Origin of the sequence: Mangrovibacter plantisponsor (assembly GCF_003182475.1) — a bacterium.
GTDB lineage: Bacteria > Pseudomonadota > Gammaproteobacteria > Enterobacterales > Enterobacteriaceae > Mangrovibacter > Mangrovibacter plantisponsor.
In genome coordinates, this window is the sequence record NZ_QGTS01000016.1 from 1 (window position 1) to 26,358 (window position 26,358).

Below are 26,358 nucleotides of genomic sequence, written 5' to 3' on the forward strand. Positions count from 1 at the left end.
TCTTCCCGCACCTGCCAGCGCGTTTTGCTGATGCGCCTGCCCAGCGGGTCGTACTGGAAGCTCACATGCACCGCCGGGCGGTGCCGGGTTTCGCTTACCACGTCTGTCAGCCGGTGTTCCGTGTCGTAACGGTAGCGCCAGCGCTGCTGGCCGCTGATTTTCTCCACCGTGCGCCCGTGAATATCGTAACGCCAGCGAATACCGTTCAGTTCCGTCACCCGGTTGTGCAGTACACGGCCGCCACCCTGTGCCAGCGGGTTGCCCGCGCCGTCCTGCGGCCAGTTCACTGTGCCACTGCGGCTGTCTTCCTGCTGCTGCAGTTTGCCCGTGCTGTCGTAGGACCAGCGGCTGGCATCGAACGGGTCGCGGTTGCGCTCTTCACGCACCAGGTTGTTGCGGAAATCGTATTCCCAGCGCTGCCGCCAGTGCATGTCCCCCGGGCGTTGCGGGTGACCGCTGAACACATCACGGGCCTGCAGGCGGCCCAGCGCATCGTAACGGGTGTGGCTGCCCAGCACGCCCTGGGTACGGCTGGTTTCACGGTGCAGCACGTCCCGGGTGAAGTCCGTGACCGGCAGGCTGTCCAGCGCAATGCTCAGCAGGTGCCCGCTGCCGTAATAGAACTGTTTTAACTGCCGCCCGTCCGGCAGCGTGGTCTGCGTGCGGTTGCCCAGCGCATCGTATTCCCAGGCGAGGGTGGCGTTATCGCCGTCTTCACTCACCAGTTGCCCCAGCGCGTTATAGCCGAAGTGCAGCACCTGTTCGGCCGCATCGCTGTAAGCGCCGTCACCCAGAGCCGGGTGGCGGGAAACAGACACCATCTGGCCGCGTTTTGACCACTGGTAGCGGGTGCGTGCATCCGGGCTGGTGCGGGCCGTCAGCAGGCCCCGTTCATCATAATGGAAGCCGTGGATGATGGCGTCGGCATGGCCTGCCGCGAAGGTGCGCCGGAGTGTGCGCCCGCAGGCATCGTATTCATAGCGGGTGGACACACCGTCCAGCCCGGTTTCTGCCAGCAGCAGGTTGTCATCGCCCCAGGTGAAGCGGTATGCCTCGCCGTTTTCATTGCGCAGAGCCACCAGGCGGCTGCGGGCATCGTATTCGCGCTGAACAGTGTTCCCTTCCGGGTCCTGCGTGGCTGTCAGCCGCCCGGCGTTATCGTAGCGGAAACCGTGGCGCCGCCCGTCTGCCGTCTGGTGCCATTCCGGCAGGCCGCGCGCACTCCATTTCAGGCTCTCCTGCCAGCCTTCTGGCCGGGTCAGCCCGGTGGGGCGCCCTGCCGCATCGTACTGGTAGCCGGTCACCGTGCCGTCTGCCGCAGTTTCTTCCAGCAGCCAGCCCAGCGGGTGGTAACGGTAACGGGTGGTGCGCCCGGAGCAGTCCGTTGCCGCGCTTACCAGCCCGGCACGGTTATAATCGGTATGGCGGCGGCCGCCTTTCGGGTCCGTCTCACTGATAACCAGGCCGTATTCATCGCGCTGCACGGTGGTGGTGCCACCCTGTGCGTCAGTGATGCTTTTCAGGCCGTGGTGTGCGTCATAGGTGTAGTGGGTGCTGTTGCCTTCCGGATCCGTCACCTGAACCGGCAGGGCACGGTGTGCCAGCCATTCGGTGGACTGCACGTTACCTTGCGGGTCAGTCACGCGGACCTGGTTGCCGTTGATGTCGTACACATATTTCCAGGTGTTGCCCAGCGGGTCGGTTTCGCTGAGCAGTTGGTCGTTCTCATCCCATTCAAACAGCCAGTTTTCACCGCGTTCATCTTCCAGGCGGGTAACCATCTGGTTGGCATTCCAGTGGTGGCGGCGAACAGCACCGTTTTCCCGGGTGACAGTAGTGATACGCGCCACCAGGTCGTAGTCGATTTTGCTGTGTTCCCCGGTACTGGTGCGGTTTTCCACCACGCGCCAGTGGTCCTGTTTTTCCCAGCGGTATTCACTTTCCAGCCCGCCGGGCAGGCGGTGCCACACCATTAACCGGTCATCGTTGTAACGGTATTCACGGCGGGTGACGCCGCTGGCATCAGTGGCAGAAGCCAGCAGGCCGCGGCTGTCATAGCCCCACTGCATCAGGGGCCAGTGCTGGCTGCCGTCGAAATGGCTCAGAGCGGTGACACGCTGCGGGAAATCCGGGTGTGTATAGGCCAGTGTGACGTCCACCGCACCAGCGGCATCATGAATGCGCACCAGGCGGCCCTGCTCGTCGTAGCTCATTTCCAGGCTATTGCCGTAATCATCACACAACATGGCCAGTTTCAGGTACGACGGGTTCTCCCGGGTGGGTTTGAACAGCCGCCACTGGCTGCTGTCCTGGTCGCCTATCACCACATCGCCGTGTTCATTGCGGCGCACCAGGATCCCTTCGGCCGGGCTGAGCAGCATGCTGTCCGGTTTTGGCAGGGTGAACTGCACTTCGCGCCCGGTTTCTTCATACCAGGTGGCCTGGTCACCGTCGACGTGCAGGTAACTGTCGAAGGCGGTGCTCCAGCCGGTGCCGAACAGGCCGTCACGGGTGTTCAGGCTGTTGTAGGCGCGCTGCATGCGGAACGGGAAACGCCCCGGCAGCGCGACATCCAGTTCGTTGTCGTCATTCAGGACTTTTACGCCACTGGCAGCATGGACCGGGTTACCCGCCGCCATCACCGCACTGGTCAGCAGGTTGGTCATGTACCCCGTCACCCCGGACATCATAATACAGGGCAGGTTACGCAGTATTTTACTGGGGCGGCCCAACAGCATCATGATGACCGAAATGCCCAGGTCGAATCCGGGTAATTTACCGCTGTGGATCGGGCGTACTGTTAGTGTGCCGCCGCCGATGGTGACATCGGGCGACACACTGGTGGAGATGGTGGCGTCACAGGTCGTGCGGTCATTAGCACGCACGGCTGGCTGCCCGTTGATGAACACATTGCTGGAGCCTTCTGCCAGGTACTCCTGCGGGGAGTGTTTTTCACAATCAATGGTGTCCAGGGGTGAAGACTTGGTGTTTGCATCCGCGCCTGCGACTGTGGGTTGCCACATATTCGCTGCCACCGAGCTGGCAAAACCCAGCACACCCGCCGCCATATCAAGGAAGCTGATCCCCGAATCCGACTCTTCCTTCTTCTCCGGTTCAGTGGCGTGGCCCGCAGCCCGGGCCGCCGGTTTGCCATTGATATTCACATTACTGGAGCCAGAGTTGATTGTCCCGGCCGGGGATGGCGGTGAAATCAGGTTGCCCAGAGCGGTGGCAGATGAACTAATTTCATCAGCCAGACCCGTTACACTGGCAAGTACGCCACCCACCATTCCGGATAATACGCAGCCCGCACCGGCAGCAAGGCCAGTAGCACCTGCCGCCGTTCCACCCATGGTTGCCATTGCGGCGGTCAGTGCGCCACCTCCGGCCAGGGGAGCGGCGGCGGCAATGGCACCACCCACCACCATACCAATGGCAGCATAGGTAGCTATCTCCGCCACAGAACTGACAATATCTGCCAGCAGTGTGGTGTGAATAATTTGATCGCCCAGGCGAGCTGCGTGGTTGTCACTCATTTCAGGCGTCCTGCTCCGTAGGGTTAAACGTAATGCTGGCTTTTAACTGGCTCCAGTGTTGTTCATCCTGTTCGCTGAACGGCCGCAGGGCTGAAAAGGTAAACAGCAGCATTTGGGGTTTATCCGCCACCGGCACTGCCAGCTGTTTTTGCCACAAATCCACGCCATTACGCGCAAAGTGGCTTTCCACTTCCACACCGCGGGTCAGGTTGTCCGGGCCTATGCTCACCCGGGTGAATTCGCCCTGTTGCAGGGAAGTCATTTGCGGGCGCATGCCATCCCACTGGCGGTGAAATTCTTTCTCGAAGTCGCTGTCTTCCGGCACCGGCCCGCGGGTGATCACCACAGAAAGCCCGCTGTCGGTATCTCGCAGGATATGTGTTGAGGCATCCGCCCACTGGCCGGGGAACAGGGCTATCTGCCCTTCGTTAAAGGTGTAATTCATAGAGGTCTCTGGAATGGCATTATCTGTTGCGCCGGGCGCGCAGTAACCGGCCCGGCGGCGGTGTTAATGTGAAGCGCGGTAAAGGGTTTTCAGTGCCTGGAGCGTGGCCGCGCCCTGCGAACCCAGTTTTGCTGTCAGGGCATTGTCTGGAGTGAAAGCGCCAGTTGCTGTATTGACCGAGAAGATAACGGATTCAACCGCACTGGCGTTGGGCGACTGTGCATCATAAATAACGGCAAGCTTGATACTGTCTTTATCATCAGCCAGCACGCCCACAGCACGGGTTCCGCCACAAACCTCAGCTTCCCAGTTATCGAAACCAATGGTTGGCACCAGATTCTGAATTTTTCCGTCAGGGGCTGCCCATGAAACAAAACAAACATTGTCGTCGTTAGCATTAAAGCCCTGGCCTGCAAGAATATTCCCCAGAACCTTATCATCACTTTTTACTGAGAAAGCCTGTTTATCAACCGGCGCACCATTTTCAATTTGTTGTTTTGCTGCGGCCTCATAAAGGCTTTTTTCATAGCTGTGGGTATTTATTGCTTTGAGTGTCACGCCCGCTAAAGCAGAAACAGGGAAAAGTAGTGACAGCGCTAAGGCACATACACTTATGCGTGTTTGATTCATTCAGATAACGCCTTTTGGTAGTTATGAGCCAGTTTATTATCATAATTATTTTTACGATACGCTGGTCCATTATAATTATAAGCAAATGAAGCCCAGTTTTTATTAATCAGGGCATTTTTACGATGCGCATTATTCGCGATAAATCTGACAAAGGCATCCAGTTGTCCCTGGAGTGTTCCCATCGCTTTCACAAAATCATCAACCGAAGAAAAACCGGCTTCCTTGAAGTTGTTACCCATAATTTGAAAAGCGCCCCAGGATGCTGACCGGAGTGCAGCATTTTTATCGAGTTTCATGGCTTCTTCAAGCTTGCCATACTGGGCACTGTATTTTCCATACCCACCCGCTGTAGGGTTAGACAGCACCGGATTGCTGTCATACTTTCCGCCGGTTAACTTATGGAAGTAATGGCGTTCATATAAAATTGACGGGCGGCCTTTTTCATCAAATGCTCCACGGGGAGACTCGGTGTACACCACCGCTTTGATGGCAGCCACTTCACAGCCTAAAGTCGCGGCCGCCTGAACAAACTGTTCCTGAGTAATGCCAGGCACCCGTGTAGTGCGATTAACCGTAGTATGGAAATTGGCATGCAGGGTCAGGTTACGCATGGTGACACCGTTCGGGTCAATCACGCCATCCGGGTTACGCATCCGCACCACTTTTTCCTGAAACAACCGAATTCTGGCGATGGTATTTGGGCCAATTTTCCCATCTTCTGCTAATAAATTACCGGGTCTTGTAATAACACTATTTTTATTCAATAAGGTTTGAATTGTGCGAACATCACCATATAAATTACGTTGACCTTCACCAACAGGTGAATTTATCCTTGCCATAAAACCCTCAAAATATTTAATAAGTATTATTGTCTTAATGAATTAAATAAAAATATCTACTTCCCATGTTGAAAACGAATTCCGCGAATCATTTTACGGTACTGTTCGATATCGCTTTCGCTGTAATCACCCACGCAGGTACCGATATAACAGACCTTCTTTTTGCCCAGAGCCGGGTCATCCAGCAATAAAACGGTCTGCTTTTGGTGAACGGGTGTGTTGTCGCTTTTAAATTCGTAGAACAGTTCAGCGGCTGGAAGGCCGTCTACATCAATAATTTCAAAAGAGTTCAGCCTGAAATCGGCCAGGCTTTCTTCCAGTTCGCGGATCATGCTGGCCGCGACATCGTGCAGTTTGTCGTCAATACTGGCGGCGCTGCGTGAGACGCTGAAGGTAAAGGCTTCGGTGGATTGCTCACTACGCGTAGATTTCTTCATAGTACGGTCTTAACGGTTGCTGGCGACTAAAGTCGGGCCACAGGCAGTGATATAGCCACTCCCCCCACCCCGTGTCGATGAATAAAATAAACGTGCTGCCCTGTGGTATTAAGCACCGCCCGTTCCCGGGCGATTCAGGCAAATTGTCGGTGCTGGTTATTCTTCGCTGGCATTAAACACAAAGAAGCTGTCCAGATCTTGCTGGATGACGGATTTAAAATTTTCACCCGGTGCTGAGATATTAGAGCCATTACCTGAGTTCAGATTTAATGGCTGCGCATTAATATCTCCCTGGCCGCTTACAGTGATATTCAATTTGGTGCCAATAATCGTTACTGAACCGTCTTTGGCAAGCTCAATGGCGCTATTACCACATGCCAGGCGAATACCCTCTCCGGTGGTCAGAATGTAGTTATTAACCACTTCTTCCTTCATATTGCCGCCGGTGATGGTTTTCACTTCTCCCTTCACACCCACGGTCTGGTCTTTAACCACGCGTTGCACTTCATTTTCACCTACAAAATGGGTGTGGTTTTTGTCGATGCTATGGTTTTCATCGTTTTCCACATCCACGTCCAGGTTACGTTCGGCGTGGAGCCACACCTGCTCTGAACCGGCTTTATCTTCAAAGCGCAGGGCGTTAGCGGTACTGGCGGTGCCGTCTTTTGAGCGGCTCAGGAAACCCATTTGGGTGGCGGCAGCAGGCAGCGCCCAGGGCGGCATGCTGGCATCGTTATACACACGCCCGGTAATGATGGGGCGATCCGGGTCGCCGTTGATAAAGTCCACCACCACTTCATCGCCCACGCGGGGAATTTGTACGCCACCGTAACCCTGGCCTGCCCAGGCGCTGGAAACACGTACCCAGCAGGAGCTGGTGTCATCGCCTTTTGCCAGGCGGTCCCAGTGGAATTTCACTTTTACCCGGCCGTATTTATCGGTCCAGATGGATTCCCCGGACGGCCCCACTACTTTTGCCGTCTGCGGCCCGCCGGTTCGTGGCCACTGGGCGCTGAATGCCGGGCGGAACGGAATGGAAGACGGGATAACGGTAAAATCAGTACGGTGAATGGTTTCGCCGTCACTACCGCTGGCATAGCGGTTTTCTTCATACATGTAGTCTGCGCTAATGGTCAGGTATTCGCCGTTATCGCTGAAGAATGGCGCATTAAGCAGAGTAAAGGTATAACCCGGTGCAATACCAATTGCCGTACCGGTGCCGTAAACCTGTTGGTGTTCTACCTGCCAGCGTTCCTGGCGGATACGGGCGTAAAATTCACCGTGCCCATGTTCCACAAAGCGCCCCGGCCAGTCGTAAACGTCTATGCTGCCCGGTGCAGGGGAAACCGGGTTCTGCCGCGCCTGGTAAAGCCAGGCGTTGGGTTTGCGGAAGTCGTAATCATCCAGGCTGTAAATACCCGGCGTTACGCTGTCTTCCAGCGCCCACTGGCTGATACCTTCTTCATCGGTACTGCCGCCAGAGCCGGTTACATGGTACGGAATGTTTTCATACCCGGTGAACGGCACATGCTGCTCTACCGCATCTGTCAGCACCATCGTGTGCTTGTCTGCCTCGTGGCGGAAGTGGTAGCTGATACCTTCCAGTTCCATCAGGCGGCTGATAAACGCAAAACTGCTTTCCTGGTACTGAACGCAGTATTCCCACACCCGGTAGCTGCCGGTAAGTTTATCTTCAATGTTGACCTGATATTCGCCCAGCAGGGTTTTCACTATCTGCGGCACGGTCTGGTTCTGGAAAATACGCAGGTTGTGGTCGCGTTTCATCGGCCACAAATCGGGCTCCACTGTTAGCGCGTAAACGGCATAACGGGTGCCACTGATTTCCGTCGCGCTCACTCCCACCCGGGTGATTTTGCCGTTGATATAACGGGAAGTGAGCAGGTTTTCCGTTGGAATGGTGACGGTAATGGCTTTTCCCAACAAGCTGCTACGGTCGATACGGGCATCTGTGCCCAGCACAGTCACCGTCAGCGCAAAGGATTCCGATAACGCTTCACGCCCGGAAAGTTTCCAGAATAACAGCCCTTCAACCGGGAGCTGGACGGTAATTCGGTTCAACATAAATTCATTCCCAGGATGTGTTGTTTGCAACCGAGAACACAGCAGCACGCCTGTTGGCGGCACCACTGTCTACTGGCGAATCAGAGGACATACTCTTTTATATTTCACATTACAGGCAGGCCGCGCTTACGGAGCCTGTCACGCGAATTATTGGAGTAAAGATGAGTTAAACACAGCAAAACCGGGCATGAAGCCCGGTGAATTTACTGGTAAGAATCAGGCGGGCAGTTAACTGGCTGCCCGTTTCAGGTACTCAGGATTGCGGGTTGATAAACCAGGTGCCGGGGCGGTCAACGGTAATGTTTTCATTACGCGCATCGCCGTGGCCGGTCACTTTTAGTTCGTACTGCCCGGCTGGCAGTTGCAGTGAAGCGAAACCATTGCTGGCAGGAACAACCGCTTGTTGCTTGCCATTCAACGTCAACTGGTCGCCTTCGCGCATACGCACATAAACCAGGGCAACCGGCTCTGCGTTGGTGGCAACCGGCGCAGTTGTTGTTGCCGGGGCTGACGGTGTGTTAGCCGCCACCGCCGCGGTATTATCACTGGCAGTATCTGCCGGCGTTGCCGGTGTGGAGGCTTCGCCGGCGGTTGGCACAGATTCAGAACCACCACCATGGAATAACACGCCACCCAGCGCAATACCGACCAGCACCCCGGCGGCAACCAGGCCCGGCACCATAAAGCGTTTCAGCCCGGCAGGTTTCTGGGGTTCTTCTTCGGTTTCTACCGGCACCAGCATAGTGCCCGGGCGGTTAACCTGCGCGACATCATCAATACCGGCTACCGCGGTTTCCACCAGCGCCGCAAAGGCATCAACAGATTGCGGGCGGTCTTCCATTTTCAGCGCCAGCGCCTGGTCAATCGCGTTCAGCAACGCCGGTGAATAGCCCTGCGGGCGGCGTTTCATTAGTGGCTGGTAGTTATCTTCAATGCTGCGCACCACGCTGACTGGCGGCGGTGAGCCCACAACCAGGGTATGCAACACGGCACCCAGTGCGTAGATATCCGTCCACGGACCTTGTTCGCTGTCGTTGTCATCGGTGTATTGTTCGATGGGCGCGAAACCGGGGCGCAACATGGTTTCGGTTTCATCGGAAATATTGCCGATACTGCGCCGGGCAGAGCCGAAGTCCAGCAATACTGGCAGGCCGTTGTCCTGAATCTGGATGTTATCCAGGGAAATATCCCGGTGCAGGTAACCTTCCTGATGGATGGTTTTCACTGCGCCCAGCAGCATGGGCAGCATGCGGCGGATCCAGGTTTCATCGATACGTTCCGGGTGCTGTTCGCGCAGGCGGGACAAGGTAGTGCCGCTATAAAATGCGGTACCCATATATGCTGTATCGTTATGCACCCAGAAACGCAGCACATGCAGCAGGTTCGGGTGGTTAAAGCGGGCCAGCAGGCGCGCTTCCTGAATAAAGCTGTTCAGCCCGGCGGTAAAAGCTTTGCCGAAGCGTTCACTACGCAGCACCAGGCGCATATCGTCGTTGCGCACCGCCAGCGACGATGGCATGAACTCTTTAATGGCGATAGTGCGTTCCAGTTGATGATCCCAGGCGCGATAGACAATGCCAAACCCGCCACCACCAATGACTTCCTTAATTTCAAACTCATTGAAACGGTATCCAACGGGGAGTGCGTTAGATACGGTCCGATTGTTTTCGTATTCCGACATAATGGGAAAACTCGCTTCCTGTGGTAATGGCGTTACGCCTCAAACTGACACTGAAATTCGCCCTGTTCAACCGTGATACGCAACCGCCGGAATTGTTCATCCCGCGCACTGGCGCTCAGTAAAAGGGTACTCATTTGCGGCAGTAGCGTGTTAGTGAGAATGGCATCAACCATGCGCCCGCCAGACTCCACTTCTGTACAGCGTTGAACGATTTGGGTGATAACGCTATCGTCCACGTCTGAAATAATGCCATGGTTTTCTTCCAGGCGGCGCTGAATACGGCGCAATTGCAGACGGACAATTTCTGCCAGCATAGTATCACTAAGTGGGTAATAAGGTACGACCAGCAAGCGCCCCAGTAAAGCAGGCGGGAAAACTTGCAGTAACGGCTGGCGCAGCGCACCACTCAGGGCTTCGGGGTCTGGCATCAAATCCGGGTCAGCACACATGGCGCTGATTAAATCCGTCCCCACGTTGGAGGTCAGAATAATAATGGTGTTGCGGAAATCAATATGCCGCCCTTCACCATCTTCCATCCACCCTTTATCAAATACCTGGAAGAAAATTTCGTGCACATCCGGGTGTGCTTTTTCGATTTCGTCCAGTAACACCACGCTGTAAGGGCGGCGGCGCACTGCTTCTGTCAGCACACCACCTTCACCATAGCCAACATACCCCGGAGGCGCGCCTTTCAGGGTGGAAACGGTGTGGGCTTCCTGGAATTCACTCATATTGATGGTAATGATGTTCTGTTCACCACCGTATAAAGATTCCGCCAGTGCCAGCGCGGTTTCGGTTTTCCCGACACCAGACGGGCCACACAGCATGAAGACACCAACGGGTTTGTTCGGGTCGTCCAGCCGGGCTCGCGTGGTGCGCACCCGGCGGGCAATCATTTCCAGGCCATGGCGCTGGCCAATCACACGCTGGTTGAGTGTATCGGCCAGTTGCAGCACTGCGTCGATTTCGTTTTTCACCATGCGCCCCAGCGGAATGCCTGTCCAGTCGGAGACAACAGCGGCAACCACATTGGCATCTACAGCGGCAAACAGTAACGGGGCATCGCCCTGTAATTCACGCAGTTGTTGCTGGCGTTCGCTGAGTTGCTGATTAATGGTTGATGACCGGTCATCATCGGCCTCTGGCGTTTCTGGCAATGCGTGGCGCTCGGCACGTAACGCAATAATATCATCCACCAGAGTGCGTTCCTGCTCCCAACGCGCAGTCAGGGTTTCACGCAGGGCTTCTTCACGGGCTTTGTCTGCTTCCAGGGTTGCCACCCGGGTGCTGTCACCCAGGCCAATGCGCCCTTCGCGGTGGGCAATTTCCAGTGCCACTTCAATGGCTTCCAGGCGATGCAGGCAGTCTTCCAGTTGCGGCGGTGGCGCACTCTGGCTGACTGCCACACGGGCACAGGCGGTATCCAGCAGGGCAACGGCTTTATCAGGCAACTGGCGTGCCGGGATATAGCGGTGAGAGAGTTTCACTGCGGCAGCCACGGCTTCATCCAGCAGTAATACATGGTGGTGTTTTTCCAGCGGGGAAACCGTGCTGCGCAGCATTAACAGCGCTTTTTCTTCATCCGGTTCATGTACTTGTACAGTCTGGAAACGGCGGGTAAGCGCCGGGTCTTTCTCAATGTATTTTTTGTATTCCGCCCAGGTGGTGGCACCAATGGTGCGCAGTTGGCCACGCGCCAGCGCCGGTTTCATCAGGTTGGCGGCATCGCCAGTTCCCTGCTGCCCACCAGCGCCAATCAGGGTGTGGATTTCATCAATAAACAGGATGATGGGTTCCGGGCTGGACTGGACTTCGTTGATCAGGCTCTGCAGGCGGGCTTCAAATTCACCTTTCATACCAGCACCAGCCTGCAGTAAACCGATATCCAGCAGCCAGAGCTGTACCGCCTGTAAAGGTGCCGGGACATCACCTTGTGCAATCCGGCAGGCCAGGCCTTCAACAACCGCCGTTTTACCCACCCCGGCTTCACCAGTGAGCAGTGGGTTGTTCTGGCGGCGACGCATCAGGATATCCACCATCTGGCGAATTTCTTCATCGCGGCCAACCACCGGGTCGATTTTGCCGTCACGGGCTTTTTCCGTGAGGTTCTGGCCATATTGCGCCAGGGCGCTTTGCTGGCTGCCCGGCGCGGCCTGTTCGCTTTGTGGTGCGCTGGCAACTTGCTGGGTTTCTTTGCTGTTGGCAAAAATCGTGTCGAACTGGTCAATAAGCTGGTCGGCGTTCAGGCGGGTAAACTGGCCGGAAATCCCTTTGAGTACATTGGCAAGGTTCCAGGTTTTCAACAGGCCAATCAGCAAATGCCCGCCGCGAATGCGCCCGGCACCAAAAGTGAGGGAGGCATATACCCAGGCGCGCTCAACTGCTGTGTCCACATGTTCCGACAAGTCAGAAATCGCGGTTGCGCCACGGGGCAGGCTGTCCAGTGCGGCCACTATGTCGCGCGCCAGAGCCGCTTCGTCGAGGTCGAAGTGGCGAACCAACTGTTGTAAGTCGCCGTCCTGCTGCTGCATTAACTGATGCAGCCAGTGTGCAAGTTCAACGTAGGGGTTGCCGCGCAACTTACAAAAGGCGGTTGCGCTCTCCAGCGCGGTAAATAACAGCGTATCCAGTTTGCCGAACAAAACGGCGCGGCTGATCTCTGACATGATTATTCCTGTTGACGGTTGGCACCTGGTGCCTGAAATACAGTGTTGTTATTGTTGTAAACCCAACGCGTGTGTTAGCTGTGTTCTGGCTCAGGCATAAACACCAGATCATGGCGGTCGGGTTTTTCCGGGCGCTCGCCCAGCCAGGCGCTGTACCCCAGGCGGTTGTTGCCGCCCAGCTTCGCACCCGTTGCCTCGGCACCTTTAAGGATAAGGCGCACATCCCAGGCGTAGTCCGTTCCCAGGTACTGGCGCACCCAGTCACGTAATTCGGTTACTTCTCGCTCGCCTGGCAGAAAACGCTGGTAGTCCTGCAGGCTTAACGGGCCAATTTCGAGGCGGAATTTATGCTGCACATCGCGCACGGCAATGCCCACAAAGGTGGATTCCCCCAGGCGCGGTGCCCGCCGCCCCTGGCCCCCCAGCCGGGTTTGGTCTCGCTGGTCTATCGGCATCCAGTGCGGAATATTGCCACGCACCCGCACCGGTACCTGGAAATAGTGGCGCAGCATTTTTTCCAGCCCTTCGGCATCGCGACCACTGCGTGTCAGGTGGCCGGCCAGCCCAAACCGGGCATGTTCGCTCAGGCTTCCCCGGTGGCGTTGCCCGGGCAACCCCATGCCAGTGAGGCAGGCCAGGTATTCTTCGAAACGGCGGTTATCCGGCCTGTCCAGCGAAACGGTGGGTTGCGCATCAGCCCAGGCACGGTAAAACAACAGGCTCAGGCGGTGGTGAAACAGGTCGGCAAACGCGCTCAGTGAGTCGTCCTGGTGGTGATAGATACGTTCACGCACGTATTCTGTCATATGCACGGGTAACGGGCCGTTGGGGCCAAATAACCCGAAGCTGAAAATCGAAACTTCGTGTAAATCGCGGCCTTCGAGTTCTTTTACCGTTGCCAGTGTGGAGGGCGCAAATGCCATTGAAGGCTGTTGAGCAACCCGTAAGGCATCAAAACGGGGTAACGGCGCACGCCCCAGGGGATAACGCCCTCCGCCCTGGGCATCAACCCGGCGCAGTAATTGAAACAGGTCATAACGCCAGGGTGCGGCCATAACAGCCGGCCAGAAGTTATCTGCCAGGCGGGTTACCCGCTTAACAGTGGGTAGCCGGGTTTCAGGTGTTGAGGTCTCGCTCATATCAGTGCCCGTTTCCCCATGCGTGGCCCCCACCAGCCAATTTCACCGCGTTGCTGGCTGGTCAGTGTCACTTCCGTAAAACTGTTGATTGCCACCAGGCGGGAGAACACACGCTCGAGCACACTGCCGAGCAGCCAGGGGCTGAACCCGGAGAAATCCTGTTCATCCACTTGCAGGTCAATGGCGATACCCCGGGCGAAAACAATCGGGCCAGGTTCTGGTACCCGGCGGTGTACCGGGCGCAACTGGCAACGGCGCAGGCCATCTATCTGGCGGGCGACAGGCACTTCCGCCAGGTTGCCATACAGCCCGAGCAACTGGCGCAGGGCTTCAGCCCCTTCGCCGTTTTCGCTGTCCATCAGGCTGAGGTAGTTCATTTGCAGGTGGCTGATAAGCCGCCAGGTGGCAACCCCTTCGGCCAGCGCCGGGCGCGGCGGAGTGGGGCCTTTAAGCAAAGAGATACCGGCAACGGGTAGCGAATCTGGCATCACAAACTCGCCCAAATCTTGTTGCAGCATCAGCGGTAAATCCCGGCTGGTGCACAGCACTTCTGCTGTCAGGTGGCTCAGGCTGTCGGACCAGGGCGCATGGCTTTCATCTACCAGTGAAACAAACACTTCGGAACCGACATAGCCGGTACGGGTGCCATAACGCAGGGCATGTTCTGAAAGCGCGCGTTGTTCACGGCGCAGGGAGAAGTAAGTGCCATAGTTGCCGTGGTCACCACTGAATGATTGCCAGAACGGGCGGAATAGCTGCTCTTCCCGGCGATCAGAACGTGAGCCATAGATATTTTTTACCGCATAGATTTCGTAATCCAGTGGGCGAACATTATCAACCACCAGGTGGTATTCGCCCTGGCTGTCCTGAATTTTTTGCCGCTCGGCATATTTAGGGAACAGGTTAATGACCGGTGTGCAGTGCAGGGCAAAGTACGCTTTATCGATTATGCGCTCCAGTGCACTGTCGGCTTTATCCAGCAAAATAACGATATCAAAAGCACTGGCACCGGCGCTTTTCGCCAGCAGGCTGTGCAGCTGGCTGACTGCAATAAACTGGCAACGCGCCGGAAATGCGAAATATTCCTGTAGCAGGCGGTAGCCATCGAAGTTTCGCAGGTCATCGGGCAGCATAGCCTGTTCCGGTGCGAACCCTTCCTGGGTCAGGGCATCATCGCCCAGCACAATACGTTGCGGTGATGGCGCCACAGTCTGGCAAAACAGGCCCACAGAGTGCTGCATCACCAGCTCAAGTAATTTCTGTGCTTCTATGTCCGGGCCACTGAGGAAAAAATCCAGCCGGTCGAAGTTCAGGTTTTCCAGGGTATTTTTGCCATTGCAGCTAATGCGAATACGCAGTGCGCTGGCCGCGCCCCGCTGGCTCAGCCCCATCGCCATCAGTGGTGCATCGGCCGGTACGCCCCCCAGTTCCACATTGCTGATATGCAGTGGCAACAGCGTGACATCATGGGCAGTAGTCCAGGCACAGGTGACGCCATTTTTTTTCAGCGCCAGGCTGTCCATCATGGTGCCACGCGGCACGGTGAAGCCATCACTCAAGTCGCCTTTTTGCATATCTGGCTGGAGCTGGGCAATCGCCATAGAGGGCGTGGGAGCAAGGTAGTTTGGCGCGAACATTTCCAGCAAACGCTGAGAGAAGCGCGGAAATTCCGCATCCATTTTTAGCTGGACGCGCGAGGTCAGAAAGGCAAAGCCTTCCATCAGGCGTTCGACGTAAGGGTCTGCGACTTCGATACCCCGCATCCCGAGCCGACCGGCCACTTTGGGATAGCGGCTGGCAAATTCTGCGCCCATTTCGCGCAGATACGCCAGCTCGCGGTTGTAATAGTCGAGAAGTTTACTGTCCATAATCAGCCTGCGTCTTTTAACTCAAAATGCCCGTTTTCCAGATCCACATCGGTGCGGAACAGGAACTCCAGCGGCCAGGGTACACACCACAACCGGCCTTTTATTTCGATGGACAAAACGTTGTGTGCATCCAGCGATTGCGGGTCAGACAAGCAGCGCACTTGCAGCCCCTGCGGAATAATGCGGGGCTCAAAAGCCAGAATCGCTTCGGTGAGTTTGCGCTGAATATCCTGCCATTCAATTTCCGACATCCGTTTCCCGGCCAGTGGAGCGATACCGAAATTCACAACCGAACGGCGAATATGGGCAAAATCGCGCAGATCATTCTGCGCTTCATTGTTGATGGTGTTGAACAGCCACTGTAAGTCGCGCAGCACGTTGCGCCGCAGTGTGCTGTGGGAAATCAGATTATGGCTGGCCGGTTCTTTTTGCTGGTCGGGCGCGTCATCTGTCAGCCGGTCCAGCAGGGATGGCTGCATTTTGTCGCGCGCGCCTGGCGCCTGCTTACTGGCTCTTTGGCGGTAGCCGGTGCGCAGCAGATCAGAAGGGTTAGTGTTCTGGTCGCGATTACTCATGGTCAGATTCGGAGCCAGCGAATGCCAGCGTTTCCAGTGTCAGCAAGGAATAGGCATCATCGGCATTGAGCAGCACTTTCTGCCCCTGGCCGAGACAAAACGCACCGTCTTCGTCCAGTGCTGCCCAGTGGGTTTCGCGCCCCAGCAGAAAACGGTCTTCTGTGCGGGCATCCACCGGGTAACGTGCCGGGATTTGGCAAACTTGCTCACTGCCATCCACCAGGGTTATCCGCGCATGGCGCCACACCAGGTCGGTGACACTTGCCGGAGCCTGAAAAATGATTTCGCGAATGGCGCAAAATGGCGCCCAGAAGTAATGCCCGTTGACGATAAATTCGCACACCGGCCCCAGGCGGGCATCGCCATCCATCAGCCAGTCAAACGCCACGCTGTCCTCGTTAACCTGCAGCGTGCCCGGGTTCAGCTCAGCGGCTTCCAGTGCCTGTTCGCGCAGTGCCAGAGCGGCAGCGCTATCGCCAGCACTTTCCCGTGCCAGTGCGGCAACCAGGTGGTGAACCCAGGGCCAGGCTTCTTGCGGCATTCTGGGTGCGGTTTCACCGGCAAAAACCTGTGCGCGCGTTAACTCGCCTTCAATAGCCTGTTCCAGTAAGGTCACTGTGGGTTGTGCCTGGGGTTTCAGCGCCGCCCAGCTTTTCAGTTGGGTACGGGCTCGCTGCCAGTTGCCCGCCAGACAGAGCAACTGAACAAACGCTGCACGCAGGTCCGCATCCGCAGGCCGGGATTTGATGTCACTTTCCAGGCGCGTCAGGGTTTCTGCCAGCGAATCTCCGGCCATCTGTTGGTAGAGGGTGTGCATAATCATTCCTTGTGGTGGTTAGGTTACTTCAGCGTATGGTATGCGCCTGCTGCCGGGTCTTTGAGTTGCAGATGCACGGCTTCCACCAGTTGGATAGTCAGCGCGGTATTCGGCTCCAGGTATGGGCCCCATACTTTGCGCACTTCATCCAGGCGGGCTTTCAGTTTGTCGCCATCACTGGCCTGGTCACGCGGCATTTCTACCGCTACGGTGCCATCCACCTTCCAGCCGTTAATCCGCGGGACATACTGCATAATCAGCCAGCTTTGCGGTGAACGCTCGTCACTCACCACCATGCGTTCATTATTCACAGAGGCAATCAGCAACGTGTTGGTGTTGGCTGTTGGGTTAAGCCCGGCCACCGGGAAGCCGTGAACAAAGGTCATGGTGATAGTCTGGCTACCATTCTGGCCCTGTTGGGTAACTTTACCCCGGCCATTCAGCCAGCCACCTTTTTCACATTTCCCGTCGTCTTTTGCCGGAATAAACAAGGCCTGTGAGGCACTGTCGCCCTGCCAGAAAGTACGCAGGCGGCAGCCATCTTTTAAGTTAAATTCAAACCAGGGCGTGCGGTCTGCCTGCGGCGAGAGGTCCTCTGCGCGTTGGTTATTGGCAGGAGGAATTGCCGCAGCAATAACCTGGGCCGCCGGAGCAATATCGACACGCCAGTCATGTTTTTTCTCGGCGGTACCGGTAGCCAGTTTATTGCCATCCGGTGCTGTCATTTCCCAGCGCAGGGTATTCAGTGTGCCACACTGGCTTTGCAGCAATTTGCCAACCTGCGGCAGGAACCCTTGCAGGATTTCCGGTTTTTTCTCGCCATTCGCGACAATACGCAGCGGTAATTCATTGGTACACCAACTTTTTGCTGTGTTGTCCTGGATGTTGTCTATCCAGACATCCAGTTTCAGAGACGGTGACTGAACAATCCGGTAATTTTCTGCCCACGCGCTGGACGATGCCGCCAACAACGCCAGTAAACCCGAAAGCCAATATTTCATATAAATCCTTGTTCGTTTCAATCAATCACGAAGGGGGAAAAATTGTGCGGCTTCTGCCAGTGTGTGGATCAGCGTGGTTTCTTGTGGCTGACCAACCCATACGGCTATCGCACTGTAATTATCCTGTGTATCGTCACTGGCTTCGCCATGTTTTCGCAGGCTTTGGTGCATCAGTGTCAGCCACTCTTGTGGCGTGTTCACCATTTGTAACGACTGCTGCATCTGTTCTTGTGTTACACCATGCCAAAAGCCATCAGTACACAGCAAAAAAGCATCGCCGTCTTCTACAGGAACCACATCGCTGTAACTGGCTTCCCGGCGTTCATCGCCCATCCCTAAGGCAAAATAGAGCAGGTTGCTGCTGACACCTTCTGTCTGGTGCCCGGCATCTTTTAACTGCTGGATCAGGCTGTGATCGGTAGTGACCTGGTATAAAAAGCCACGCCGGAACAAATACAGGCGGCTGTCACCCGCATGTGCCCAGTACGCCAGGTGGTAATCGCGGTCAATAAACAGGCTGACCAGCGTGGTGCCCATTTTACTGTTGTCCTGGTCGTTTTTCTGTTCGCTGCGAATCGCCTGGTTGGCGTTATTCACATACAGGCGAATGAACTGCGGGTTAAGGTGCTGCTCGCCATCAAACTCCGCCAGGATAGTATTACGGGCGATACGCGCGGCGACCTCGCCACCTGAGTTACCCGCAACACCATCGCACACCAGAAAGCATGCCGCGCGCTCACCAATCACCTCACCGGTTTGATCCTGGTTGCTTGTCCGCTCTCCTTGTTGGGAGAGCGATGCCATGGTGATATTCATTCTTCTTCTGATCCACTTTGTGAGTCTTTGTACTGGTTCACTTCCATGTCGTAAGCGTGCAGGAATGCTTCACCAAACAAGGTGTGGAAGTCATCTTCAATTTCCCCGGCAGTTTCGCCGTAGGTTTTCACAAAGTAATCCCACAGGGCAGCTTTGCGGCTGCCGGGTAAACCAATGCGCGACACCACACCATCTTCCCGGGCCTGCTCTTCGAGCTGTTCCGGGTTAAACGACTGCAGCATAGCGGCAATAATGGCCCGGATACCGGAGATCATGCCCAGTTGGTGAGCCTGCAAGTCTATCAGGGCATCACGCACGGACTTACGCGGCGGCATAAAGCCCGGCATACGCGTGCCGAACATTTGCATTAACACCGTTTTACCGGATGGCAGCAGTTTGAACGGGTTGTTGGCGTCGTCCAGCACCATGGTCATATCGGCTTTGACACCGCGTTTGAGAATGGAGCGGGAAGAGAGCAGTGCCACCGTACCCTGCGAAAACATGCTCAGCATTTGCCCAAACTGGCGCATGTTTTCTTTGTCGAACTGCGGTACGGGTTGCATGTCGCCAAGGCCCATACCTTCCAGCAATGCAGCCAGTAACTCACCCTGCAATACATCGCCTTCACCCTGCTGGCTGGTGACTGGCGCAGATTTGTCGGCAGACGACGGTGAGGCAACCGGGTCAATACGCAGGCGGCCTTTAGGGGTCTGCACATGGGCGCGTTGCACAGTCTGCGGAGTGGGCAGAGTGATGCCTTCGTAGCCGCTGGTAGCTTGTGTTGCACTGGCTGGTATGGTTTCTTCTGCGGTTTCCTGTACCGGCGGCGGCGTTACCAGTATATCGGCTGGCGTGACAGTCGTGGCTGTCTCGTCTTCAGCAAACAAGGGTGAAGACGCCAGTGATGCCGTTTCAAACAGTGCAGAAACCGGGTTTTCGTTGTTTGTGGCTGCAGAGTGTGTGGCCACAGGTTCGGGTTCTGCTACCGAGGGTTTTGCGACCAGCGGCTCTGCTGCATGATGCCGTTCTGCCGGTGTTACTGCTTCCTGCGGTTGAGTGATGCTGTCTGGTGCCGTTAATGGCACTGCATTACCCATCATCAGGCCCAGTGGGTCATCGTGGTTACGTGCCGCGGGTGCGGCTTCGCTGGCACCGAATAAAGCCAGTGGGTCCAGTTCACTGTTACCAGGCGCAGGTTTATTTTCTGCGGTTTCCGGCTGAACCAGCGAAGACGGGGTATTGTCTTCAAAAATGCTGTCGCCACTGAACAGTGAAGACTCGGCGAATAAGTTATCAGTCTGCGGTTTTTTCTCGTTAAACAGCGGCTCGCTGGTATTGAACTGAGCGAGCGGGTCTTCCGGGTTACGCTCAACACTTTCTGGTTCAGCGAAGGGATTGTGGCCAGACTCCGTTGTGGTGTGCTCGCCTTTCCCACTCACCGGGCTGCTGGAAATGTTGTCGGAAATGGAGAATTCCTGCATCAGGCTGTCCCAGATTTCACTGGGAACCGCCGCTGTACCATCGGCGTTAACCGCTGATGGTTGCGCTGGCGCAGCAGGCACCGGGCGAACCGGCGCAGGTGCTGCCTTATGAGGAACGGCACTGGCGGCATGGTGTGCAGCAGGTTGTTGAGGCGCAGTCGGCTGCGCCCCCAGTGCCGTAACTTGCAGGCGGTATTCGTCAATGCCCAGAATATCGCCATCTTCGAGCTCGACCTGGCGGCCGCGATCCAGCGGAATATCATTCAGCAGTACGCGGGTGATGTTGCCACGGTTAGTAATGCGGCAGGTGCCCTCTGCTGTGATATGCACTATCGCCTGCAGGCGAGAAATGGTGCGCGTTTCATCTGGCAGAACCAGGTTGTTATCGGAACCGCGCCCAATGGTGCCGCCTGGCGGATAGAAATCGCAACTGGTCTGCGGCGGTTGTTGACCCGGTTTATTGGTGATTATCGTGAATCGCATAGCGTATTCCTGCCTGGGTATGATTAGCGCTCAAACGTTGCAGGTCTTTCGGTAAGGCCTGCAGCGTTTGGGGAGCGGAGGTAGAATATCAAAATGAAGTTGAGATTTGTCTCACTTTGTAAGATAAAACGTGCTGCCCAGATAGTGGGTAGAGTTTAATAACGATCAGTTTGCAAATGATTTATAGATTTTGACTGCACCAGTGCTATTGGCAATCAAAGTACAACGCAAAACGTTATATTCCCCCTTGACTGAACCAGATAAACTAATTTTTCCTTCTTCATTAATCAGTTTCTCTGCATTATTAAATGCATCTACAGGTAACTGGCTGTACTCTAACCATACCGCCGCACTCTGGTTTGCATCCTGCTTCAGGCGTTCTGTCTCGGCAATTTTTGCGATGCAGCGATTTTCAATCCAGTGAGTGAATATTTCCTGCTGCGAAAACGTTGATAAATTTGGCAAGGCGCTTCCTGCAGGCGATGCAAAAAGGATAAAAAACAAAAAACGATTAATTTTCATCAACCTTACCTAAGTTGAATATTGCCAAATAATAAGAGCGACTGACTATAGTTTTTTCAGGAGTATCAACTCTGTCTTGTATTGATTTCTTATGCAAGCATAACTATCAGCACAACTATTTTTGTTCTTAACCCATAATAATTATTATACTCTCAACTTTGAGATGGAAGTTTTTTTATTAACGTTAGTTCTGGTTAACAATACAATAGCTGTTTCATATGCTGCTTGTACACTGCTATCCCATTCAGTGGCATAAAAACATCACTCAGGATAAAATCTTGTTTATTTCTCACCAAGGAGTTACTGAGAGAAAAGATGATAAAATCACAACCATGTTAATTATCCTGCACGCCTTTATATTTCAGGATGATATCTGATAACTCTTTACTATGATATAAATCAATACATTTGGCAGCAATCATAGAAACGCCGGCTTTATTTGGATAATCTTTTTTCAAATACTCTTTTGCTAATTCCCTTACTGCAGTGTGCGCTGATAAAGAGTAATCACCAAACTCCAAATATCCTCGGGCTGCTGCAGATGCATCATTTTTAACTTCCTGGGATGAGTAACCCATAGCAAGGCAAGCGCTGAGAGCATAGTTTTTCAAATATACTTCAGGGCTATAATCAACTCTGGCTATAGCAGGTGCAGACAGAAGCAAGCTTAGCAGAAATAGCTTCCCGATTTTAACAGCCATATTGAGTCTCAGTAGCCTGTAGGAAGAACTGCCTTGAAAATATCTGATTTACCGAAAATTATGGTTAAAAGCGATCCCTTCCGGGATCGCCATCAACAACAAGCTTACGCTTCGCTGTTTTCTTTGATATTCCAGCCAACGGAGCTTTCAGCGCCTTTGCTACCGGAAGAAGTTTGTTCCCAGTACTGCTGTTTCACTTTACCAGCCTGGAATGCATAGGTAACACCAACGGTGTCGCCGTTATCAGCGCCAGTGTACTGAACAGAAGTTACCAGAACTTCTTCCAGAGTGATGCGTGCGTATTCCACCTGCTGACCACCTGCTTTACATACAGACAGTTCAACTTTGGTCAGGTGTTTACCGTTTGCACAGTATTTCATGATAGCGGTTGCTGATTTGTCGATCAGGGCATTAACGTGCAGGTCGTTAAAGTTTACTTTACCGGCACCGCCGCCACCGCCAACGCTCATGTTACCCGGCTGAGAAGCACCCCAGGAGAAAGAAGTGATATCAGTCCAGCCAGAGTGATTAGAGTCTTTGGACTCACCCGTCACACCGTCGACTTTCAAAAACATATCAATAGCCATAATAATCTCTACTCTTTGATTGGTTAGTTTTGCTTTTAAAAAGCGCTAATATGGCAAATGGAAATCAGAGGTGCGTCTACACAGTCCCTGTATCCTCTGCCTTGAGCCTGAACCCCCTGAATAAGGTTCAGACCTGGCGGCCGTGTATTTCGCCAAAAATACACGGCCGAATTTTTACCTGTGCATTACGCATCATTGGTTTTCAGTGATGGCAGTTTGGAAACCAGACGCAGCGAAACAGTCAGGCCTTCCAGTTGGTAATGCGGGCGCAGGAAGAATTTCGCGGCGTAGTAGCCCGGGTTATCTTCAATTTCTTCCACCTGCACTTCTGCCGCGGCCAGCGGTTTGCGGGATTTGGTTTCCTGCGAGGAGTTCGCCGGGTCACCATCCACATAGTTCATCACCCAGCTGTTCAGCCAGCGTTCCATATCGTCGCGTTCGCGGAATGAACCAATTTTGTCGCGCACAATACATTTCAGGTAATGCGCAAAACGGCAGCAGGCGAACAGATACGGCAGGCGGGCGGCCAGACGGGCGTTCGCAGTTGCATCGGCATCGTGGTATTCCGCCGGTTTTTGCAGTGACTGAGCGCCAATAAAGGCTGCAAAGTCAGAGTTTTTGCGGTGAACCAGCGGCATAAAGCCGTTTTTCGCCAGTTCTGCTTCGCGGCGGTCGCTGATGGCGATTTCAGTGGGGCATTTCATATCCACACCGCCATCATCACTTGGGAAGGTATGGCAAGGCAGGTTTTCTACTGCACCACCAGATTCCACGCCGCGAATAGAGGTACACCAGCCAAATTCTTTAAATGAACGGTTGATGTTGGCCGCCATGGCGTAAGCGGCGTTGCTCCAGGTGTAACTGTCGTGGTTAGCGCCATCCACCTGTTCTTCGAAATCGAAGCTGTCCACCGGGTTAGTGCGCACACCGTAAGGCAGGCGGGACAGGAAGCGCGGCATGACCAGGCCCAGGTAGCGGGCATCTTCGGATTCACGCAGGCTGCGCCATGCAGCATATTCCGTGTTCTGGAAGATTTTGGTCAGGTCGCGCGGGTTAGCCAGTTCCTGCCAGGATTCCATTTGCATCACGCTCGGCGCAGAACCGGTAATGAACGGGCAGTGTGCTGCGGCACCAATACGCGCCATTTCGCTGAGCAGTTCAACATCCTGCGGGCTGTGGTCGAAGTAGTAATCGCCAACCAGGCAACCAAAAGGTTCGCCACCGAACTGGCCGTATTCTTCTTCGTAGATTTTTTTGAACACCGGGCTCTGGTCCCAACCCACGCCTTTGAAGCGTTTCAGGGTACGGCCCAGTTCCTGTTTGGAGACGCTCATAAAGCGGATTTTCAGCATCTCGTCGGTTTCGGTGTTGTTCACCAGGTAGCTCAGGCCACGCCAGGCGCTTTCCAGTTTCTGGAATTCGTCGTGGTGAATAATCTGGTTAACCTGTTCGGAAAGTTTTTCATCAATTTCCGCGATCAGCGCCTGAATGGTGCGGTAGGTATCGCTGGAAATGGTGACGGTATTTTCCAGCGCCTGTTGTGCCAGGGTTTTTACCGCGCTTTCTACTGCTTCACGCGCCTGGTCTGTTTTCGGGCGGAATTCTTTGCTCAGCAGCGCGCTGAATTCATCCTGGGTAAACGTCTGAGCGCTGTTTTGCTGTTGTTCAGTTTGGTTACTCATCGATTACTCCTCGTCACCTTTGGCGGTGTCTGCCGCTTTGGGTGCCTGGCTCAGGGATTGCAGTAATGTCGGGTCCTGCAGCACTTTCGCAATCAGGGCTTCCGCGCCATTTTTGCCATCCATGTAGGTCAGCAGGTTGGACAGTTGGGTGCGGGCTTCCAGTAATTTGTTCAGCGGTTCAACTTTGCGGGCAACGGCGTCTGGCAGGAAGTCATCCATGCTGTCGAAGGTCAGTTCGACATTCAGTTTGCCGTCACCGGTCAGCGTGTTGTCGACCTGGAACGCCACACGCGGTTTCAACGCTTTCATCCGTTCATCAAAATTATCGATATCAATTTCAAGGAACTTACGTTCATCTACCGGGGCTAAAGGCTCGACAGGTTTACCAACTAAATCTGCCATCACGCCCATAACGAAAGGAAGCTGGATTTTGCGCTCCGCACCGTAGATTTCTACGTCGTACTCAATCTGTACGCGGGGTGCGCGGTTACGGGCAATAAACTTCTGCCCACTGTTACTCATTGCCATGGTGTTCTCCATCGAATATGCGCGGTGAAGGTGAGGCGACGGCGCTGTGCCTTCGCCACAAGAGGGTGCGCCGGTTAATCACGGCGCCCAAAAATATTTTCCAGTTGGTGGACACCATCGGGCGCGAGGTCGCGAATGATGTCCATAAAGTTCATTTCAATCAGCCGCTGTACGCGTTCAATCAGCAGCGGTGCCGGGTGGCTCGGTTCATACAGCAGGAAATACTGGCGCGCTTTTTCCAGCATCAGTTGTGCATCTTCACGCGTTGCCGGTTGAACACTGCGCCAGTCCACATTACGTGGTGCAGCCGCAGCGGGTTGTTGCTCATCAGATTCAGCCACTGTGTTGCCCTCCGTCTGGCTTTCGCCTGTCAGGCCGGGGATCAGGGTGGATAAATCCGTTGCATCGCAAGCCTGAGCCACCGTATTGACTGTTTTCAGCAGCACTTCCATTTCCGGCAGTGCGCTTTCGCCCAGTTGCTCGCTGAGCACTTCACGAATGGTGAGCAGGCGTTCACGAATATGCAGCAAGGCTTCAATGCCTGGCTGCCCGCCGCGTGCCAGTTCATCTACCAGGCGGGGACGCCCGCCGGGGTAATCCGGGCATTCGGTTTTGCTGCCATCCAGTAAACTACAGGCATCGCGTAACGAAAGTGTGTCGGCCGCGCTGCGCAGTAATGCGGCCTGGCGTACAGCAGTAGTAAGTTCGGAACCATCACCCAGTGCAGCCAGCGCGTTTAAGCGGTAAAACGGATCCCGTTCGCCATATTCTTCCAGCAGGGGATACAGTGGCTCCCAGTAGAGCACCAGTACCTGTTGAATCAGCAGCAGGCCATCTGCATAACCTTGCAGGCCGCGTCGCCGGGTCCAGGCATGGATAAGCGCCATAATTACCCGCAGGTCTTTACTGCGTTCCAGCAGGCTGGTGGCCAGTTTCTCGACTTTGGTCCAGTCTGCCGGTTCTGCCGGAATGATGGTGTCGCCAAACTGTTGCTCTGCTTTCCCCTGGCTTGCCTGTTCCATTGCCTGGAAATCGGCATCGTACTCCAGGTTATCGCCACAAGGTTTGTCGGCGCTGACCGGGGCCAGAAAAGCGTCTATGTTCATGAATTACCTGTCAGTCAAACATGGGAGGATACAACCCGTGGCGGCCAGGTTGAGCACCACCTGCCGGGTCAAACAGCATGGAAAATAACTGGCTGGTGAAATTGCCACTGTGTACATGGGTGTACAGCGGGTAGCCATCGCAGCGGTTAGTCCACCAAAAGCTGGTTTGCCGTTGTGGTTCAAAACATTCAGCAGCCTGGCGCCAGCTCAGTGCTGCGGGTGCATCGTCATAACCAATGACATCCAGAATGTCTGACTGGGCATCCCCGTCCGGCACCACTGGCGACGGAATGCTTAATATCGCCTGGTCAAGTTGCTCACCGGCAAAACCGTTTCTGACAGCGGTCATCAGGGTGCGGCCCAGTTGTTGGTACCAGGGCTCCGCCAGCGCCAGGCACTGGGGCGACCATTCGGCCGGGCTGAATGCGCTCAGGGCGCATACCGGATACTGCCGCCCAACACTGTCTCGCCCGGGGAGCAGGCAACCCAGTTGGATAACCTGGCTGCCCAGCATGGGCGGTACTGCAAAATTCCACACGGGTGCTTTATGGAATTCGCGCTTTGCACTGTGGGGCGGGTCACTCTGGTTTTGCCAGTTATGCAGGCCGACCTGGAACCAGTGCGACCACTGGCGTTGCAGCGCATCGGGAAAGCGGCGCTGCAAAAAGTCACCGGTGCTGGGCAATTTCCCAAACCAGCACGGTACAGGGTAGTTGCTCATTCAACATTCCTTGCG

At 55.0% G+C, this 26,358-nt stretch carries 22 protein-coding genes; all 22 read right to left on the minus strand.

Translation table 11 applies throughout. The features are described from left to right. Positions 1-3,536 (minus strand): DUF6531 domain-containing protein (locus DES37_RS20950; RefSeq protein WP_110027739.1); only part of this gene is annotated, 3,536 nt, incomplete at its 3' end. Position 3,537: 1 nt separating this feature from the next. Beyond that, positions 3,538-3,981 (minus strand): DcrB-related protein, encoded by a 444-nt coding sequence (locus DES37_RS20955; RefSeq protein ID WP_110027740.1) that lies wholly within the window; start codon positions 3,979-3,981, stop codon positions 3,538-3,540. A gap of 63 nt (positions 3,982-4,044) precedes the next feature. Then, the gene (locus tag DES37_RS20960) at positions 4,045-4,611 is read right to left on the minus strand and encodes a hypothetical protein (RefSeq protein WP_110027742.1); all 567 of its coding nucleotides are present in this window, start codon (positions 4,609-4,611) and stop codon (positions 4,045-4,047) included. Next, positions 4,608-5,450: an N-acetylmuramidase domain-containing protein gene (locus DES37_RS20965; protein ID WP_110027743.1), complete on the minus strand. Its 843-nt coding sequence runs from the start codon at positions 5,448-5,450 to the stop codon at positions 4,608-4,610. Before DES37_RS20965 ends, DES37_RS20960 begins: the two co-directional genes overlap by 4 nt. A 56-nt stretch (positions 5,451-5,506) precedes the next feature. Continuing rightward, complete coding sequence (locus DES37_RS20970; RefSeq protein ID WP_110027745.1) at positions 5,507-5,887, minus strand: DcrB-related protein; 381 nt, start codon at positions 5,885-5,887, stop codon at positions 5,507-5,509. A gap of 156 nt (positions 5,888-6,043) precedes the next feature. After that, a complete protein-coding gene (locus tag DES37_RS20975; RefSeq protein ID WP_110027746.1) occupies positions 6,044-7,969 on the minus strand; it encodes a type VI secretion system Vgr family protein in 1,926 nt (641 codons plus the stop codon). A gap of 253 nt (positions 7,970-8,222) precedes the next feature. Then, a complete protein-coding gene (locus DES37_RS20980; protein WP_110027748.1) occupies positions 8,223-9,650 on the minus strand; it encodes a serine/threonine protein kinase in 1,428 nt (475 codons plus the stop codon). Positions 9,651-9,682: 32 nt separating this feature from the next. Continuing rightward, on the minus strand, positions 9,683-12,316 hold the full coding sequence (gene tssH, locus DES37_RS20985) for a type VI secretion system ATPase TssH (protein ID WP_110027750.1): 2,634 nt from the start codon (positions 12,314-12,316) through the stop codon (positions 9,683-9,685). A gap of 74 nt (positions 12,317-12,390) precedes the next feature. Next, on the minus strand, positions 12,391-13,455 hold the full coding sequence (gene tssG / locus DES37_RS20990; protein WP_110027752.1) for a type VI secretion system baseplate subunit TssG: 1,065 nt from the start codon (positions 13,453-13,455) through the stop codon (positions 12,391-12,393). After that, on the minus strand, positions 13,452-15,323 hold the full coding sequence (gene tssF, locus DES37_RS20995; protein WP_110027754.1) for a type VI secretion system baseplate subunit TssF: 1,872 nt from the start codon (positions 15,321-15,323) through the stop codon (positions 13,452-13,454). The genes tssG and tssF overlap by 4 nt, the downstream gene beginning before the upstream one ends. Before the next feature lie 2 nt (positions 15,324-15,325). Beyond that, entirely contained in the window at positions 15,326-15,898 is a 573-nt protein-coding gene (gene tssE / locus DES37_RS21000) for a type VI secretion system baseplate subunit TssE (RefSeq protein WP_036113825.1), read from the minus strand. Next, positions 15,891-16,715 carry a type VI secretion system accessory protein TagJ gene (locus DES37_RS21005; protein ID WP_036113828.1) on the minus strand — a complete coding sequence of 275 codons (825 nt, stop codon included), beginning with the start codon at positions 16,713-16,715 and terminating at the stop codon, positions 15,891-15,893. The genes tssE and DES37_RS21005 overlap by 8 nt, the downstream gene beginning before the upstream one ends. Before the next feature lie 23 nt (positions 16,716-16,738). Then, positions 16,739-17,716, minus strand: coding sequence for a hypothetical protein (locus DES37_RS21010; RefSeq protein ID WP_110027756.1), 978 nt, complete (start codon positions 17,714-17,716; stop codon positions 16,739-16,741). A gap of 21 nt (positions 17,717-17,737) precedes the next feature. Then, a complete protein-coding gene (locus tag DES37_RS21015; protein WP_036113834.1) occupies positions 17,738-18,532 on the minus strand; it encodes a PP2C family protein-serine/threonine phosphatase in 795 nt (264 codons plus the stop codon). Then, entirely contained in the window at positions 18,529-20,496 is a 1,968-nt protein-coding gene (gene tagH / locus DES37_RS21020) for a type VI secretion system-associated FHA domain protein TagH (protein ID WP_110027757.1), read from the minus strand. The genes DES37_RS21015 and tagH overlap by 4 nt, the downstream gene beginning before the upstream one ends. A 165-nt stretch (positions 20,497-20,661) precedes the next feature. Next, entirely contained in the window at positions 20,662-21,018 is a 357-nt protein-coding gene (locus DES37_RS21025; protein ID WP_110027759.1) for a T6SS amidase immunity protein Tai4 family protein, read from the minus strand. Positions 21,019-21,353: 335 nt separating this feature from the next. After that, entirely contained in the window at positions 21,354-21,719 is a 366-nt protein-coding gene (locus DES37_RS21030) for a T6SS amidase immunity protein Tai4 family protein (RefSeq protein WP_110027761.1), read from the minus strand. 104 nt (positions 21,720-21,823) lie between these two features. Next, positions 21,824-22,306 carry an Hcp family type VI secretion system effector gene (locus tag DES37_RS21035; RefSeq protein ID WP_036113859.1) on the minus strand — a complete coding sequence of 161 codons (483 nt, stop codon included), beginning with the start codon at positions 22,304-22,306 and terminating at the stop codon, positions 21,824-21,826. 185 nt (positions 22,307-22,491) lie between these two features. Further along, on the minus strand, positions 22,492-23,988 hold the full coding sequence (gene tssC, locus DES37_RS21040; protein ID WP_036113868.1) for a type VI secretion system contractile sheath large subunit: 1,497 nt from the start codon (positions 23,986-23,988) through the stop codon (positions 22,492-22,494). 3 nt (positions 23,989-23,991) lie between these two features. After that, on the minus strand, positions 23,992-24,516 hold the full coding sequence (gene tssB, locus DES37_RS21045; protein WP_036113871.1) for a type VI secretion system contractile sheath small subunit: 525 nt from the start codon (positions 24,514-24,516) through the stop codon (positions 23,992-23,994). A gap of 74 nt (positions 24,517-24,590) precedes the next feature. Further along, positions 24,591-25,622, minus strand: a complete 1,032-nt coding sequence (gene tssA, locus DES37_RS21050) for a type VI secretion system protein TssA (protein ID WP_110027763.1) — start codon at positions 25,620-25,622, stop codon at positions 24,591-24,593. Between the two features lie 10 nt (positions 25,623-25,632). Then, positions 25,633-26,343 carry a type VI secretion system-associated protein TagF gene (tagF, locus tag DES37_RS21055; RefSeq protein ID WP_110027764.1) on the minus strand — a complete coding sequence of 237 codons (711 nt, stop codon included), beginning with the start codon at positions 26,341-26,343 and terminating at the stop codon, positions 25,633-25,635. Positions 26,344-26,358 lie beyond the last annotated feature (15 nt).

Bases quoted from the DNA above. Each gene is read 5' to 3' on its own strand.
- DES37_RS20955 (WP_110027740.1), bottom strand. From the start codon at position 3,981: ATGAATTACACCTTTAACGAAGGGCAGATAGCCCTGTTCCCCGGCCAG.
- DES37_RS20960 (WP_110027742.1), bottom strand. From the start codon at position 4,611: ATGAATCAAACACGCATAAGTGTATGTGCCTTAGCGCTGTCACTACTT.
- DES37_RS20965 (WP_110027743.1), bottom strand. From the start codon at position 5,450: ATGGCAAGGATAAATTCACCTGTTGGTGAAGGTCAACGTAATTTATAT.
- DES37_RS20970 (WP_110027745.1), bottom strand. From the start codon at position 5,887: ATGAAGAAATCTACGCGTAGTGAGCAATCCACCGAAGCCTTTACCTTC.
- DES37_RS20975 (WP_110027746.1), bottom strand. From the start codon at position 7,969: ATGTTGAACCGAATTACCGTCCAGCTCCCGGTTGAAGGGCTGTTATTC.
- DES37_RS20980 (WP_110027748.1), bottom strand. From the start codon at position 9,650: ATGTCGGAATACGAAAACAATCGGACCGTATCTAACGCACTCCCCGTT.
- tssH (WP_110027750.1), bottom strand. From the start codon at position 12,316: ATGTCAGAGATCAGCCGCGCCGTTTTGTTCGGCAAACTGGATACGCTG.
- tssG (WP_110027752.1), bottom strand. From the start codon at position 13,455: ATGAGCGAGACCTCAACACCTGAAACCCGGCTACCCACTGTTAAGCGG.
- tssF (WP_110027754.1), bottom strand. From the start codon at position 15,323: ATGGACAGTAAACTTCTCGACTATTACAACCGCGAGCTGGCGTATCTG.
- tssE (WP_036113825.1), bottom strand. From the start codon at position 15,898: ATGAGTAATCGCGACCAGAACACTAACCCTTCTGATCTGCTGCGCACC.
- DES37_RS21005 (WP_036113828.1), bottom strand. From the start codon at position 16,715: ATGCACACCCTCTACCAACAGATGGCCGGAGATTCGCTGGCAGAAACC.
- DES37_RS21010 (WP_110027756.1), bottom strand. From the start codon at position 17,716: ATGAAATATTGGCTTTCGGGTTTACTGGCGTTGTTGGCGGCATCGTCC.
- DES37_RS21015 (WP_036113834.1), bottom strand. From the start codon at position 18,532: ATGAATATCACCATGGCATCGCTCTCCCAACAAGGAGAGCGGACAAGC.
- tagH (WP_110027757.1), bottom strand. From the start codon at position 20,496: ATGCGATTCACGATAATCACCAATAAACCGGGTCAACAACCGCCGCAG.
- DES37_RS21025 (WP_110027759.1), bottom strand. From the start codon at position 21,018: ATGAAAATTAATCGTTTTTTGTTTTTTATCCTTTTTGCATCGCCTGCA.
- DES37_RS21030 (WP_110027761.1), bottom strand. From the start codon at position 21,719: ATGGCTGTTAAAATCGGGAAGCTATTTCTGCTAAGCTTGCTTCTGTCT.
- DES37_RS21035 (WP_036113859.1), bottom strand. From the start codon at position 22,306: ATGGCTATTGATATGTTTTTGAAAGTCGACGGTGTGACGGGTGAGTCC.
- tssC (WP_036113868.1), bottom strand. From the start codon at position 23,988: ATGAGTAACCAAACTGAACAACAGCAAAACAGCGCTCAGACGTTTACC.
- tssB (WP_036113871.1), bottom strand. From the start codon at position 24,516: ATGGCAATGAGTAACAGTGGGCAGAAGTTTATTGCCCGTAACCGCGCA.
- tssA (WP_110027763.1), bottom strand. From the start codon at position 25,622: ATGAACATAGACGCTTTTCTGGCCCCGGTCAGCGCCGACAAACCTTGT.
- tagF (WP_110027764.1), bottom strand. From the start codon at position 26,343: ATGAGCAACTACCCTGTACCGTGCTGGTTTGGGAAATTGCCCAGCACC.